Origin of the sequence: Aeromonas sp. ASNIH7, from assembly GCF_002903485.1 — a bacterium.
GTDB lineage: Bacteria > Pseudomonadota > Gammaproteobacteria > Enterobacterales > Aeromonadaceae > Aeromonas > Aeromonas caviae.
Genome location: NZ_CP026226.1, coordinates 755,651 through 768,690, shown reverse-complemented (window position 1 = coordinate 768,690; position 13,040 = coordinate 755,651). Strand labels below are relative to the sequence as shown.

The 13,040-nt window shown below is 63.1% G+C and carries 17 protein-coding genes and 1 pseudogene; 17 read left to right on the top strand and 1 reads right to left on the bottom strand.

The window, feature by feature from the left end:
- Window positions 1-67: 67 nt before the first annotated feature.
- From C2U47_RS03420 to C2U47_RS03350, 15 genes and pseudogenes are all read left to right on the top strand, one after another.
- Window positions 68-883 carry a M48 family metallopeptidase gene (locus tag C2U47_RS03420; RefSeq protein ID WP_010673474.1) on the top strand — a complete coding sequence of 272 codons (816 nt, stop codon included), beginning with the start codon at window positions 68-70 and terminating at the stop codon, window positions 881-883.
- Window positions 871-1,377, top strand: a complete 507-nt coding sequence (locus C2U47_RS03415; protein WP_039039287.1) for a GNAT family N-acetyltransferase — start codon at window positions 871-873, stop codon at window positions 1,375-1,377. The genes C2U47_RS03420 and C2U47_RS03415 overlap by 13 nt, the downstream gene beginning before the upstream one ends.
- Window positions 1,378-1,486: 109 nt before the next feature.
- Window positions 1,487-2,389: an ROK family protein gene (locus C2U47_RS03410; protein WP_041214715.1), complete on the top strand. Its 903-nt coding sequence runs from the start codon at window positions 1,487-1,489 to the stop codon at window positions 2,387-2,389.
- A gap of 41 nt (window positions 2,390-2,430) precedes the next feature.
- Complete coding sequence (locus C2U47_RS03405; protein ID WP_043152365.1) at window positions 2,431-3,156, top strand: copper homeostasis protein CutC; 726 nt, start codon at window positions 2,431-2,433, stop codon at window positions 3,154-3,156.
- A gap of 8 nt (window positions 3,157-3,164) precedes the next feature.
- On the top strand, window positions 3,165-3,284 hold the full coding sequence (locus C2U47_RS03400; protein ID WP_081843953.1) for a copper homeostasis protein CutC: 120 nt from the start codon (window positions 3,165-3,167) through the stop codon (window positions 3,282-3,284).
- A gap of 35 nt (window positions 3,285-3,319) precedes the next feature.
- Window positions 3,320-3,412 (top strand): annotated as a pseudogene (locus tag C2U47_RS03395) (copper homeostasis protein CutC); the annotation flags it as partial.
- Window positions 3,413-3,420: 8 nt separating this feature from the next.
- Window positions 3,421-3,540: a copper homeostasis protein CutC gene (locus C2U47_RS03390; RefSeq protein WP_080769920.1), complete on the top strand. Its 120-nt coding sequence runs from the start codon at window positions 3,421-3,423 to the stop codon at window positions 3,538-3,540.
- Between the two features lie 191 nt (window positions 3,541-3,731).
- The gene (locus C2U47_RS03385) at window positions 3,732-4,343 is read left to right on the top strand and encodes an FKBP-type peptidyl-prolyl cis-trans isomerase (protein WP_010673478.1); all 612 of its coding nucleotides are present in this window, start codon (window positions 3,732-3,734) and stop codon (window positions 4,341-4,343) included.
- A 137-nt stretch (window positions 4,344-4,480) separates the two neighbouring features.
- Window positions 4,481-5,362 (top strand): ABC transporter ATP-binding protein, encoded by an 882-nt coding sequence (locus C2U47_RS03380; protein WP_039039291.1) that lies wholly within the window; start codon window positions 4,481-4,483, stop codon window positions 5,360-5,362.
- 79 nt (window positions 5,363-5,441) lie between these two features.
- Complete coding sequence (locus C2U47_RS03375) at window positions 5,442-6,455, top strand: ABC transporter permease (RefSeq protein ID WP_039039292.1); 1,014 nt, start codon at window positions 5,442-5,444, stop codon at window positions 6,453-6,455.
- Entirely contained in the window at window positions 6,440-6,751 is a 312-nt protein-coding gene (locus C2U47_RS03370; protein ID WP_029313965.1) for a DUF2845 domain-containing protein, read from the top strand. The genes C2U47_RS03375 and C2U47_RS03370 overlap by 16 nt, the downstream gene beginning before the upstream one ends.
- Window positions 6,752-7,211: 460 nt before the next feature.
- Window positions 7,212-8,231, top strand: coding sequence for an amino acid ABC transporter substrate-binding protein (locus C2U47_RS03365; RefSeq protein WP_010673482.1), 1,020 nt, complete (start codon window positions 7,212-7,214; stop codon window positions 8,229-8,231).
- Window positions 8,232-8,293: 62 nt separating this feature from the next.
- On the top strand, window positions 8,294-9,481 hold the full coding sequence (locus tag C2U47_RS03360) for an amino acid ABC transporter permease (RefSeq protein ID WP_232091039.1): 1,188 nt from the start codon (window positions 8,294-8,296) through the stop codon (window positions 9,479-9,481).
- A 9-nt stretch (window positions 9,482-9,490) separates the two neighbouring features.
- Window positions 9,491-10,585 (top strand): amino acid ABC transporter permease, encoded by a 1,095-nt coding sequence (locus tag C2U47_RS03355; RefSeq protein WP_103261446.1) that lies wholly within the window; start codon window positions 9,491-9,493, stop codon window positions 10,583-10,585.
- 13 nt (window positions 10,586-10,598) lie between these two features.
- On the top strand, window positions 10,599-11,342 hold the full coding sequence (locus tag C2U47_RS03350) for an amino acid ABC transporter ATP-binding protein (RefSeq protein ID WP_010673485.1): 744 nt from the start codon (window positions 10,599-10,601) through the stop codon (window positions 11,340-11,342).
- A gap of 95 nt (window positions 11,343-11,437) precedes the next feature.
- Here the strand turns inward: C2U47_RS03350 and C2U47_RS03345 are convergent, their stop codons facing one another.
- A complete protein-coding gene (locus tag C2U47_RS03345) occupies window positions 11,438-11,653 on the bottom strand; it encodes a DUF1107 family protein (protein WP_010673486.1) in 216 nt (71 codons plus the stop codon).
- A gap of 177 nt (window positions 11,654-11,830) precedes the next feature.
- Here C2U47_RS03345 and yfcD point away from each other — a divergent pair, with 177 nt between their 5' ends.
- Window positions 11,831-12,361: an NUDIX hydrolase YfcD gene (yfcD, locus tag C2U47_RS03340; protein ID WP_103261445.1), complete on the top strand. Its 531-nt coding sequence runs from the start codon at window positions 11,831-11,833 to the stop codon at window positions 12,359-12,361.
- Window positions 12,362-12,472: 111 nt separating this feature from the next.
- Complete coding sequence (locus C2U47_RS03335) at window positions 12,473-12,943, top strand: peroxiredoxin (RefSeq protein ID WP_103261444.1); 471 nt, start codon at window positions 12,473-12,475, stop codon at window positions 12,941-12,943.
- Window positions 12,944-13,040: the final 97 nt, after the last annotated feature.

The following is a 13,040-nucleotide window of genomic DNA, read 5'->3' as shown; positions in this document are numbered from 1 at the left end:
GCGCCCGGCTTGCGCCGGGCGGCGGCATTTCCGAGAATAGGGCAACTTCACGGCAAAGGACCCTCTCATGCGCGCATCTTCCCTCTCCAGACTGGCCCTGACGGCCTTGTGCAGCGCCCTGCTGGCCGGCTGCGCCCAGTCACCGACCGGTCGCAACCAGATGTTGCTTTTCTCCCCCCAGCAGATGAACCAGCTGGGTGCCGATTCCTTCACCCAGATGAAGCAGCAGGAGAAGGTGAGCACGGATGCCAGGATGAATGCCTATGTGGGCTGCGTGGCCAAGGCGGTGACCGCCCAGGTGCCTGCCAGCTATGGCATCACCAGCTGGGAGGTGGTGGTGTTCGACTCCAAGGAGATCAACGCCTTCGCCCTGCCCGGCGGCAAGATAGGCGTGTACAGCGGCCTGCTGAAAGTCGCCAAGAATCAGGACCAGCTCGCCACCGTCATCGGTCACGAGCTGACCCACGTGCTGGCCCAGCACTCCAACGAGCGCCTCTCCCGGGATCAGCTGACCGGTATCGGGCTGGCGGTGGCGGACGCCGCCATCGGCAGCAGCGACAGCCTCGGGGGCGCTGCCACCATGGCCGCCCTGGGCCTCGGGGTCCAGGTGGGGATAGCCCTGCCTTATGGCAGAACCCAGGAGAGCGAAGCGGACCGGCTCGGTCTCGAGCTGATGGCCCGCGCCGGGTTCAACCCGGCCGAAGCCGTCACCCTGTGGCAGAACATGAGCGCCGCCTCCGGTGGCAAGGCACCGCCCCAGCTGCTCTCCACCCACCCCAGCGACCAGAGCCGGATCGCCAACCTGCAGGCCCAGCAGGCCGAAGTGCAGCCCCTGTACCAGCAGGCGAAAGCATCAGGGCTGGTTCCCCAGTGCAAGGCGTAAGCCTGCGCCTGGCGCGTCCCGCCGATGCCGCCGCCATGACGGTGATGCAGCGGGCGAGCTGGCTGGCGGCCTACGGGGAGGTGCTGGGGGCCGACATGCTGGCCCAGTTGGCGGTGACCGACCACCTGCAGATCTGGCGACATCGGCTCGCCGAGCCCGGCCCCGTTCCCATGCTGGTCTGTCAGGACGACGTGGTCATCGGCCTGCTCTACTGGCAGCCCTCCTTGGAGGAAGGCTTGATGACGGCGCGGATCCGGGCGCTCTACCTTCATCCCGATCACTGGCGTCAGGGTCATGGCAAACGGCTGTGGCAGGCGGTGGCGGTGCAGATGCGCCGGGCCGGTTGCGAGTGCGTCAGGCTCTGGCTGCTGGATGGCAATCACATCGGCGAGGGATTCTACCTGCGCCGCGGCTTCATGTTCGACGGTCAGGAGCGCACCCTGATGAGCCTCGGACAACCTTGCCAACAGCGACAAATGTTCCGTTTGCTTTGAGCTGGCTCCCGTTTTTCGCCCTCGGTCACTTTATTTTTTTTGCGAATTAATACAATGTGCCCCATCTGGACAGACTGAGGTGGCCGGGTCCACCGCAAGGGAGTGTGGCATGTACTACGGATTTGACATTGGCGGCACCAAGATAGCGTTCGCTGTGTATGACGGCGCCTTGAATCTCTGTCACGAGGAGCGCATGAGCACTCCCGGCAATGATTACGAAGGGTTGCAGCAGCTGATCCGCGAGCGGGTCGAGGCGGCGGATGCGCGCTTCGGGGTGAAAGGGGTCGTCGGCATCGGGTTTCCGGGGATCCTCAATCGCCTTGACGGGAGCATAGTGGCGGCCAACCTGCCCGCCATCCATGGCCGCCATCTGGGGGCGGATCTGGCCGAACTGCTGGGCCGACCGGTCAAGGTCGACAATGACGCCAACTGTTTCCTCTGGTCGGAAGTGCATCAGGGGGCCGCAGACGGTGCTGGCAGCGCCCTCGGCGTCACCATAGGCACCGGCATCGGCGGCGCCGTCTACCTGGCGGGCAAGCTCATCCAGGGGCGCAACTGGCTGGCGGGGGAGATAGGTCACTACCCGCTGCCCGCCACCATCCTGATGAAATACCCGGATTTGCCCCGTCCCCGCTGTGGCTGCGGGCGCCTGGTCTGTTTCGAAACCTATGCGTCGGGTACGGGCCTGGAGCGGCTATACCACCATGTTCATGGGGAACGGGTGAGCGGCCACCAGATCGTCGCCCGTGCCGATGCCCGTGAGGCGGCGGCCCTTTCGACCATCGACTGCTGGCTCGAGATCATCGCCGCTGGCCTCGCCACCGCCATCTCGGTGATTGATCCCGATGTGGTGGTGCTGGGGGGCGGCCTGAGCGCCCTGCCAGCCCTCTATGAGGAGTTGCCCAAACGTCTGCCCGGCCACCTGCTGCCCGGTGTCGCCCTGCCGGCGATCCGCGAGGCCCGCTTCGGTGGAGCCGGCGGTGTGCGCGGTGCAGCCCTGCTCAATCTGTGAGATCGGACAGAGGGTCTGATCTCCCCGAACAAGGAGTCATCATGACCCGTCTTGAAATCTGTATCGACAACCTCGAATCCCTGTTCACCGCCCAGGCGGCCGGCGCCGATCGCATCGAGCTCTGCTCTGCGCTGGGGCTGGGTGGCCTCACTCCCTCCTATGGCTTTATGCAGCTGGCTGCCCGCCACGCCACTGTGCCGGTGTACGCCATGATCCGTCCACGCGCCGGAGATTTTTGCTTCAACGACGGCGAGTTCGAGATGATGCTCTTGGATATCGCGGCCGCTCGTGCTGCCGGCCTGCAAGGGGTGGTGGTCGGTCTGCTGGATGAAGATGGACGGGTACCCGAAGGCAAGCTCCGGCAACTGGTCGAGGCGGCGGGGCCTCTCGGCGTCACCTTCCACCGGGCCATCGATCTCTCCTCCGACTGGCGGCTGGATCTCGAGACGATCGTCGCGGCGGGTTGCGAGCGCATTCTGAGCTCCGGCCATGCGCCGACCGCGCTGGCGGGGCTCGAAACCTTGCAGGCCATGCACCAGGCGCTGGCGGGACGGGCCAGCCTGATGCCGGGGGCCGGGGTCAACGCCGACAACGTGCGCACCATCATCGAATTCACCGGCGTCAATGAAGTGCACATGTCCGGCATGGGCTGGCGCGGCGGCATGGTGCCCCATGGAGTGAACATGGGCACCTCGGACGACGGCCGGGTCAACATCACCGACGGCGCCAAGGTCGCAGCGGTGCGGGCTCTGCTGGACAGGGCCTGATACAGACCGTGTGGCGGCATGGTGCCTCTCTCTGTGACGTCAACATGGGCACCTCGGACGACGGCCGGGTCAACATCACCGACGGCGCCAAGGTCGCGGCGGTGCGGGCTCTGCTGGACAGGGCCTGATACAGGCCGTGCGGCGCCATGGTGCCTCTCTCTTTGACGTCAACATGGGCACCTCGGACGATGGCCGGGTCAACATCACCGACGGCGCCAAGGTCGCAGCGGTGCGGGCTTTGCTGGACAGGGCCTGATACAGGCCGTGCGGCGCCATGGTGCCGCTCTCTGTGACGTCAACATGGGCACCTCGGACGACGGCCGGGTCAACATCACCGACGGCGCCAAGGTCGCAGCGGTGCGGGCACTTCTGGACAGGGCCTGATACAGACCGTGCGGCGGCATGGTGCTCTGTTTTGCCCCCTTCTCCCCTTGCGGGAGAAGGGGTGGGGATGAGGGGGCCGATGTGAGGCGTCTCCCACCGGCGGGCAATTGAGGGGCGTCTTGGCAGCACGGTGCAAAAAAGTCTGTTATCATCCCGTCTCTTTTACCATCAGGACCCGGAGCAACCTCTCAATGTCCCAATACGACTCTATCGAACAGAAGGCCAGCTACGGCATCGGCCGCAACATGGGCGACCAACTGGCTCAGCAAGCCTTCGCCGGTCTGGATATCCCGGCCCTGCAACAAGGTCTGGCAGATGCCCTGAACGGCCTGGAGTTCGCGGTCAGCCGTGACGATATCAACGATGCCTTCCAGGTCATCACCGCCCGCATGCAGGAAGAGCAGGAAGCTGCCGCCAAGGCCGCTGCCGCCGAAGGCGAAGCCTTCCTGGCCGACAACGCCAAGCGCGCCGAAGTGAAGACCACCGACTCCGGTCTGCAATATGAAGTCATGGTCGAAGGCAATGGCGCCGTGCCGGTTGCCGGTCAGTCCGTGCGCGTGCACTACCACGGTACCTTCACCCACGGTGGCGTGTTCGACAGCTCCGTTGCTCGCGGCCAACCGGCCGAGTTCCCGGTGACCGGCGTGATCGCCGGTTGGGTGGAAGCGCTGCAGATGATGCCGGTTGGCTCCAAGTGGAAGCTCTACATTCCTCAGGATCTGGCCTACGGTGCCCGTGGTGCCGGCTCCATCCCGCCGTACTCCGCTCTGGTATTCGAAGTGGAGCTGCTGGACATCCTGTGATCCGGCTGGCGTGATGCAAACGGCGACCCTGAGGTCGCCGTTTGTTTTTGGACCGCCCAAACGGGCCATGTGCCTACGGCGGGTATTTGGATATAGTCAGAGCGTCGTCCATTCCGGCCATGTGAGGGAGACACGCCATGGCAGCCATCATCGAGGTCGTCGATCTCGTCAAGCACTTCCCCGGCGTCAAGGCGGTGGACGGGCTCAGCTTTGCCATTCCCGCCGGCAGCTGTTTCGGCCTGCTCGGCCCGAACGGGGCGGGCAAGACCACGACCATCGAGCTGCTGGAGGGGATCCTCACTCCGGACAGCGGCCGGATCCTGTTTCACGGCGCCCCGCGCGGCCCGGATTATCGCTCCCGCATCGGCATCCAGTTCCAGCACACGGCGCTGCAGGATTTCCTGACGGTGCGCGATACCCTGCGTCTGTTCGCCAGCCTCTACCCCAATCCCTTGCCACGGGAGCTGCTCATCGATCTGTGCGCCTTGGGCGAGTTCATCGACAGGGACAGTCGCAAGCTCTCGGGGGGCCAGCGTCAGCGCCTGCTGCTGGCCCTGGCCCTGCTCGGGGATCCCGAACTGCTGTTTCTGGATGAGCCCACCACAGGACTGGATCCCCAGGCGCGCCACCACTTCTGGCAGCGGATAGAGGCGATCAAGGCCCAGGGCAAGACGGTGGTGCTCACCACCCACTACATGGACGAAGCGCAGCAGCTGTGCGATCTGATTGCCATCGTCGATCACGGCCACCTGCTCAGTCTGGATACGCCGACTGCCTTGCTGGCGCAACACTTCGACGGCGTGCTGGTGCGTCTTGGGGGTCACCCGGCCCTGGCTGGGCTGGGCTATCCCCTGCGTCCGGTCGGCGATCAGGTGGAGCTCTGTTGCCCCGACGTGGCGACCCTGCTGCCAGCCTTGCTGGATCTTGGTGTGCCGCTCACCGGCATGCAGGTGCGCTCCCCCAATCTGGAAGATCTCTTCCTGAACCTGACCGGCCACAGCCTGCGGAGCGGCGCATGAGAGGGATGACCGAGTTCTGTCTGACCGTGGCCTCCGGGCTGCGGTACGCCTTGCCGACATGCAATCCCGGGAGTGGACGATGAAGGGATCCCTCAAGCGCATCGGGGCGCTCTTCTATGCCCGCACCCTCGAGTTCGTGCGCGATCGCGCGGCCCTGGTGTGGAACCTGCTTTTCCCGCTCCTGCTGGTCATCGGCTTCTCCCTCATCTTCTCCGGCCCGCCCAAGCCGCTGGTGCAGATCGGGGTGGTGGGGGCACTGCCCGCAACCTATGCCCCGCTGCGCGCCGTGCCGCTGCTCAAGATCATCCCCTATGACGAGGCGTCGAGAGGCCAGCTCAAGGTCCGTCACCATCAGCTGGACCTGCTGCTCTCACCCGCCGGGGGGCGTTACTGGATAAATCCGGACGCCCCTCAGGGGGCCATGGCCGAGTATCTGCTGCGCCAGGCGGTGCAGGGGCCCTTGCAAAGAGAGACCCTGAGCGGGCGCGCCATTCGCTACGGCGACTGGCTGCTGCCCGGGGTGATCGGCATGAACCTGATGTTCTCCGGCCTGTTCGGGGTCGGGTTTGTCATCGTGCGTTATCGCAAGAACGGGGTGCTGAAACGGCTGCGAGCCACGCCGCTCGGCGCGCTGGAGTTTCTCTTCGCCCAGTTGCTGTCACGGGTGCTGATCACCCTGGTGGTGAGCCTGCTGGTCTTCTGCGCGGCCTACTGGCTGCTGGATGTGCCCCTCATCGGGCCGGGGTGGCTGCTGCTGGTGATCGCTCTGGCGGGAGGAACGGCCATGGCCTCCCTTGGCCTGCTCATCGCCGCTCGCCTGCAGAACGAGGAGCTGGCGAGCGGTTTGCTCAATCTCATCAGCTTGCCCATGATGTTTTTATCCGGTGTCTGGTTCTCGCTGGAAGGCGCGCCCGCCTGGCTGCAGCAGCTTGCGGCCAGGCTGCCCCTCAGCCAGATCATCGAAGCAGCCCGCGCCGTGATGCTGGAAGGGGCGGGATGGCAGGAGGTGGCAGGCCCTCTGGGTCAGGTCATGGTGTTCGCCCTGGTGTGCATCTCGCTGGGAGCCATGCTGTTCAAATGGAGTGCAAAATGAAACCTGTTCTGTGGTTGTTGCTGGTGGCGGCCTTGCCTGTGCAGGCAGGTACCCTGCGTTGCAAGAACGCCTTGCTGACCGAGGGAGACACCACGGCAGAGCTGCTGGTTCGCTGCGGCCAGCCGATGCTCAAGGAAGATCTCACCCGCTTCGAGGAGAACGGCTTCGGGGCGAGAGTGACGGTCAAGTATGCCGAGCGCTGGACCTACAACTTCGGCAAGCGGGAATTCATGCAGTTTGTCACCGTCGAAAACGGCGTGATCACCGACATTGCGGATGGTCCACGGGGAGGATGACCTCCTGGTTTTCTGAAGCCCAGCCTGCGGGAGATAAGGTCGCCATTTCCCCGCCTTTTACCTCTTTTTCTGTTTCTTTTCCCTGCCTGTTATCGCCATTTTTCCATATGGGGTCATGCTGCCTCACTCTGGTGCTTTTGGCATAAAACCGAATCTGATGAGTCAGTTGTCAGCAGAAATGGCTGCCCCAATGCGGTGCAGCCGATTTATTTTCGAAAAATAATCCTCATGCCAAGAAGGGTTTTAAGCAGCAGGCTATTTGGCAAATAAGGGTCTACTTTTGATTCTGAGAGTGCATATTCCCCCGTTCAGATATTTTGTTCTGTTGCACCATGGTTGGGCCGGATTGCACCGATTGACAGGTTTTTCTGCGGCTGGATAAGCTGCCAAAAAGCAGGGAAACGATGGCATCTCGCTAGATTTTGATGCCTGTTCGAATCAAACCACAGGGAAGAGTGACATGAAGCAGATACACAAGGCAGGTATGGTGATGGCGCTGTCGCTGATGGCAGCCAATGCGTGGGCGGACGGTACGCTGGATGCCGTCAAGAAGAAGGGATTCGTGCAGTGCGGGGTCGGTGACGGCCTGCCCGGGTTCTCCAACCCGGATGCCAAGGGAACCTGGACCGGGCTCGACGTGGACGTGTGCCGCGCCGTGGCCGCCGCGGTACTGGGGGACGCCAGCAAGGTCAAGTATGTCTCCCTCACCGCCAAGGAGCGCTTTACTGCCCTGCAGTCCGGGGAGGTGGATCTGCTCTCGCGCAACACCACCTGGACCCTGACCCGGGATGGGTCGCTGGGCCTCACGTTCGCCGGGGTGAACTACTACGACGGGCAGGGGTTCCTGGTCAAGCAGTCCCTCGGGGTCAAGAGCGCCAAGGAGCTTGACGGTGCCGCCGTCTGTATCCAGTCCGGTACCACCACCGAGCTCAACCTGGCCGACTATTTCCGCGCCAATGGCGGCATGAAGTACACCCCAGTGGTGTTCGATACCTCGGATCAGACCGTCAAGGGCTTCGAAGCCGGCCGCTGTGACGTGCTGACCTCGGATCAGTCCCAGCTCTATGCCCTCAAGATCAAGCTCACCAAGCCAGAGGAAGCCGTGGTGCTGCCGGAGGTCATCTCCAAGGAGCCGCTGGGCCCAGCCGTGCGTCAGGGTGACGATCAGTGGTTCAAGGTGGTGCGCTGGAGCCTCAACGCCATGCTCAATGCCGAGGAGGCCGGGGTCACCAGTGCCAACGTGGACGAGATGCTCAAGTCCACCAACCCTGACATCCGTCGCCTGCTGGGGCTGGAAGAGCCCAAAGGGACTGTGCTGGGGCTGGATGACAAATGGGCCTACAACATCGTCAAACAGGTCGGCAACTACGGTGAATCCTTCGATCGCAACGTCGGTGCCGGTTCCCCCCTCAAGATTGATCGCGGCATCAATGCCCTCTGGAACAAGGGCGGTCTGATGTACGCGCCACCCATCCGCTGAGTCGACAGTCACCGGGGGGCCTGGCCCCCCATGTTTTCCCTGGCTTTGTCGGAGTCATCCTCATGGCGTTACACGCATCAAACCATAGGAAAGAACAGGGCCGCTGGTGGTATGACGCCAAGGTGCGGGCGCTGCTCTTCCAGTGCCTGGCCATCGCGGCGGTTATCGGGTTTCTGTTCTACATCGTCAACAATGCCCTGACCAATCTGGCCACCCGTGGCATCACCACAGGCTTTGATTTTCTGGGCAACACGGCCGGTTTCGGCATCTTGCAGAGCCTCATCCCCTACGACGAGACCTATACCTTCGGTCGCACCTTCGTGGTGGGTCTGCTCAACACCCTGCTGGTCTCCGTGCTCGGCATCCTGTTTGCCACCCTGCTCGGGTTCGCACTCGGGGTCGCGCGCCTGTCGCGCAACTGGCTGGTGGCCAAGATAGCGGCCGTCTACATAGAGACGTTTCGCAACATCCCGCTGCTGCTGCAGATCTTCTTCTGGTATTTCTCGGTGCTGCGTACCCTGCCTTCCCCGCGTCAGAGCGTGGATATTGGCGGGCTCGCCTTCCTCAACGTGCGGGGCTTCTATCTGCCCAAGCCCCTGTTCGAAGAGGGATTCGGCTACGTGCTCTGGGCACTGGTGCTCGCGGTGCTGCTGAGCTGGGGGCTGGGCCGCTGGGCTCGCCGCCGTCAGGCCCTGACCGGCAGGATCTTCCCGTTCTGGCGCTGTGTGGCCGCCCTGGTCATGCTGCTCCCGGGGATCACCTTCCTGCTGGTGGGCAGCCCGCTCAGCTGGAGCGTGCCTGCGCTGCAAGGGTTCAACTTCCGGGGCGGGCTGACGGTGTTGCCGGAGCTCGCGGCCCTCTTGCTGGCGCTCACCATCTATACGGCGGCCTTCATCGCCGAGATAGTGCGATCCGGCATCCTGGCCATCAGCAAGGGGCAGACGGAGGCGGCTTCCGCCCTCGGGCTCTCGCCCATCAAGACGCTGCGGCTGGTGATCATTCCCCAGGCCATGCGGGTCATCATTCCTCCCTTGACCAGCCAGTATCTGAACCTCACCAAGAACTCCTCCCTGGCGACCGCCATCGGCTACCCGGATCTGGTCTCGGTGTTCATGGGGACGACTCTCAACCAGACAGGGCAGGCCATCGAGGTCATCGCCATGACCATGGGGGTCTATCTCGTCATCAGTATCACCACCTCGGTGCTGATGAACATCTACAACCGCAGAATGACGCTGGTTGAGCGCTAGGGAGCTGTCATGTTCGTGAATGAATTGCAGGAGGCGCTGCCGCCTCCCAACCACCGTCGGGGGCCGCTCGCCTGGATCAGGCAGAACCTTTTCCCCAACTGGTGGAACGGCCTGCTGACCCTGATGCTGGCCTATCTGTTGCTGCCACTCATCTGGTCTGCACTGGACTGGGCGCTGTTCTCGGCCACCTGGCAGGGGAGCAGCCGCGAGGCCTGCGTCCAGGGCGGTGCCTGCTGGATCTTCATCGAGAGCCGGCTGGGGCAGTATCTCTATGGCTTCTACCCGGCTGATCAGTACTGGCGCATCAACCTGACCTTCGCCGGTCTGGCGGCGCTGCTGGCCTTGCTCATCTGGCCAAAGACCCCGCGCAAGGGGTGGCTGGCGCTCTTCACCCTGCTGGTGTTCCCTGTCATCGCCTTCTTCCTCATCCATGGGGGAGCGGGGCTGGAGGTGGTGGAAACGAACCGCTGGGGCGGGCTGATGCTCACCCTGGTGCTGGCGGTGGTGGGCATAGTGGTCGCACTGCCGTTCGGCATCCTGCTGGCACTGGGGCGCCGCTCCCACATGCCGGTCATCTCCAGCCTCTGTACCGTCTACATCGAGTTCTGGCGGGCGGTGCCGCTCATTACTGTGCTCTTCATGGCGTCCGTCATGCTGCCACTGTTCATGAGTACCGAGGTGGAGCTCGACAAGCTGCTGCGGGCGCTCATCGGCATCATCCTGTTCCAGGCGGCCTATGTGGCCGAGGTGGTGAGAGGGGGGCTGCAGGCGATCCCCAAGGGGCAATATGAGGCGGGGGATGCCCTCGGGCTCTCCTACTGGAAGGTGATGGGCCTCATCATCATGCCCCAGGCCCTCAAGATCACCATTCCTTCCCTGGTGAACACCTTTATTTCCCTGTTCAAGGACACCAGCCTGGTGCTGATCATCGGGCTGTTCGATCTGCTGGCCATCTCCAAGGTGGCACTGGCGGATCCGGCCTGGCTGGGGTATTCCACCGAAGCTTATGTCTTTATCGCCATGATCTTCTGGATGTTCTGTTTTGGCATGTCCCGCTACTCCATCTATCTGGAGCGCAAACTCAACACGGGCCACAAGCATTAGGAGTCGTTCTGATATGAAAACGGACGCAGTTGTCGAACTGAAAGAGGTCAACAAGTGGTACGGTGAGTTTCACGTGCTGCGCAACATCAACCTGCAGGTGGGCAGAGGGGAGAAGATCGTCATCTGCGGACCATCGGGGTCTGGCAAGTCCACCATGATCCGCTGCATCAACCGGCTGGAAGAGCACCAGAGCGGGGACATCCTGGTCAAGGGCACGGCCCTGACCTCGGATCTCAAGAACATCGAGACGGTGCGCCGGGAGGTGGGCATGGTGTTCCAGCACTTCAACCTCTTCCCCCATCTGACCGTGCTGGAGAACTGTTGCCTGGCGCCCATCTGGGTCAAGCAGTTGCCGCGCAAGGAGGCCGAGGAGATCGCCATGAACTTCCTGCGCCGGGTGCGGATCCCCGAACAGGCGCTCAAGTATCCGGGGCAGCTCTCCGGTGGCCAGCAGCAGCGGGTCGCCATCGCCCGCAGTCTGTGCATGAATCCCCAGGTCATGCTGTTTGACGAGCCGACGTCTGCGCTGGATCCCGAGATGGTGCGGGAGGTGCTGGATGTGATGGTGGAGCTGGCCCACGAGGGGATGACCATGCTCTGCGTCACCCACGAGATGGGGTTTGCCAAGCAGGTGGCGGACAGGGTGATTTTCATGGACCGGGGCCAGATCATCGAAGAGAACGTGCCGGATCAGTTCTTTGACAACCCCCAGTCCGATCGGACCAAGCTCTTCCTCTCCCAGATCCTGCAGCACTGAGGCAGGGCACAACCTTCAGAAAAACAGCCCGCACGCTCGAATGAGCGGCGGGCAAATGTGTACATGGAAGTCGACGACAGACAGAAAGGAGTATGTCAGCCCGGCAACAGGGTGGTGGTGCGCAGATCGCGCACGGCCAGGTTGATCTGCCGGGCCAGGCTCAGCGCCTGATGACAGCTCAACGGCTTCACATCGATGATCCCCCCTTGAAACTCAAACCGCCCCAGTGCTTCAACCATGAAACTTCCATGATGGAAGCTCTTGATATAGCGAGCAATTCGACGGGGAGACCACTGCTTGAACACCTTCATGGCAAGAGACCCTGTTGTTTGGACAGGGCACACTATGCCGACGGACCGTGACACTGATGTGACACTTGATAAAGATTTGTATGAATCTGTCTTGTGATCGGCTGGCGTGCAGCCCCGGCGTTGAAAAAGTAGTGAGAGTCCGGGTCCGGGGCCCGATATACTGCGGCCATTGCAGACATGACAAAGGTGCCGCACGTGGAGTGGGTGGACATAGTAGACGAGCAGGACAGGGTGATCGGGGTGGCTGAGCGCGCCAGGGTGCGTCAGGAAAACCTGCGCCATCGTGCCAGCTACATCCTGGTGCTGGATGAGGGTGAGCGCATCCTGGTGCAGCGGCGCACCCCGAGCAAGGATTTTTGCCCCGGCATGCTGGATGCCTGCGCCGGTGGCGTGGTGACCACGGGGGAGGCCATGGCCCTTTCCGCCCGGCGGGAGCTGGCCGAGGAGCTGGGGATCCGCGACGTGCCCCTGCAGGATTACGGCACCTTCTATGCCGAAGGGGAGGCGAGGGGCAGCCGCTACCGGGTCTGGGGCGGCCTGTTCAGCTGTCACTATCAGGGGCCGCTGCAACTGCAGGCCGAAGAGGTGAGCGAGGTGCACTGGATGAGCCTGGGCGAGATAGCCGATCGGGCGGACGAGTTCACGCCTGACTCCCTGCTCGCCATCGCCACCTGGCAGGCAAGGCGCCTGCCATCAGGCCAGAAATAGGGGCGACAGGCGTTCGCCCCCGATCGCGTTGTTGCTGCTCGATGGACCCCTTCGCCTTCTGGTGGAATGGGGTAGACTGGGCCTCTTTGAACCACAGAAGGATGCGTCATCATGATCACGGTCGGTCAATCCCTGCCCGCAGGGGAATTTACCTTTATCACCGCCGAGGGCAAGCAGGTGAAGGATACCCAGGCCCTGTTTGCCGGCAAGCGGGTGGTGCTATTTGCGGTGCCCGGCGCCTTCACCCCCACCTGCTCCAACGCCCACCTGCCGGGCTACGTGGTCCTGGCCGATCAGTTCAAGGCCAAGGGGGTGGAACTGTGCTGTCTGTCGGTCAACGACGCCTTCGTGATGAAGGCGTGGCAGGAGGCACAGAACGCCGCTGACATCACCATGCTGGCGGACGGTGACGGCAGCTGGACCCGGGCACTGGGTCTGGCCAAGGAGACCGGCGCCTTCGGCGGCGTGCGGGCCCAGCGTTTTGCCCTCATCGCCAACGATGGTGTGGTGGAGCGGCTCTTCGTGGAGGCGCCAGGCAAGTTCGAGGTATCGGATGCCCAGAGCCTGCTGGCGGCGCTGTGAAAGATTAATCGGCGTTTGATTACACCTTGAAATAGCAAGCGGCCCCGTTACACTGAGGCCGCGTTTGGATGGAGCCAGGCAACTTGCCTGGCTCTCG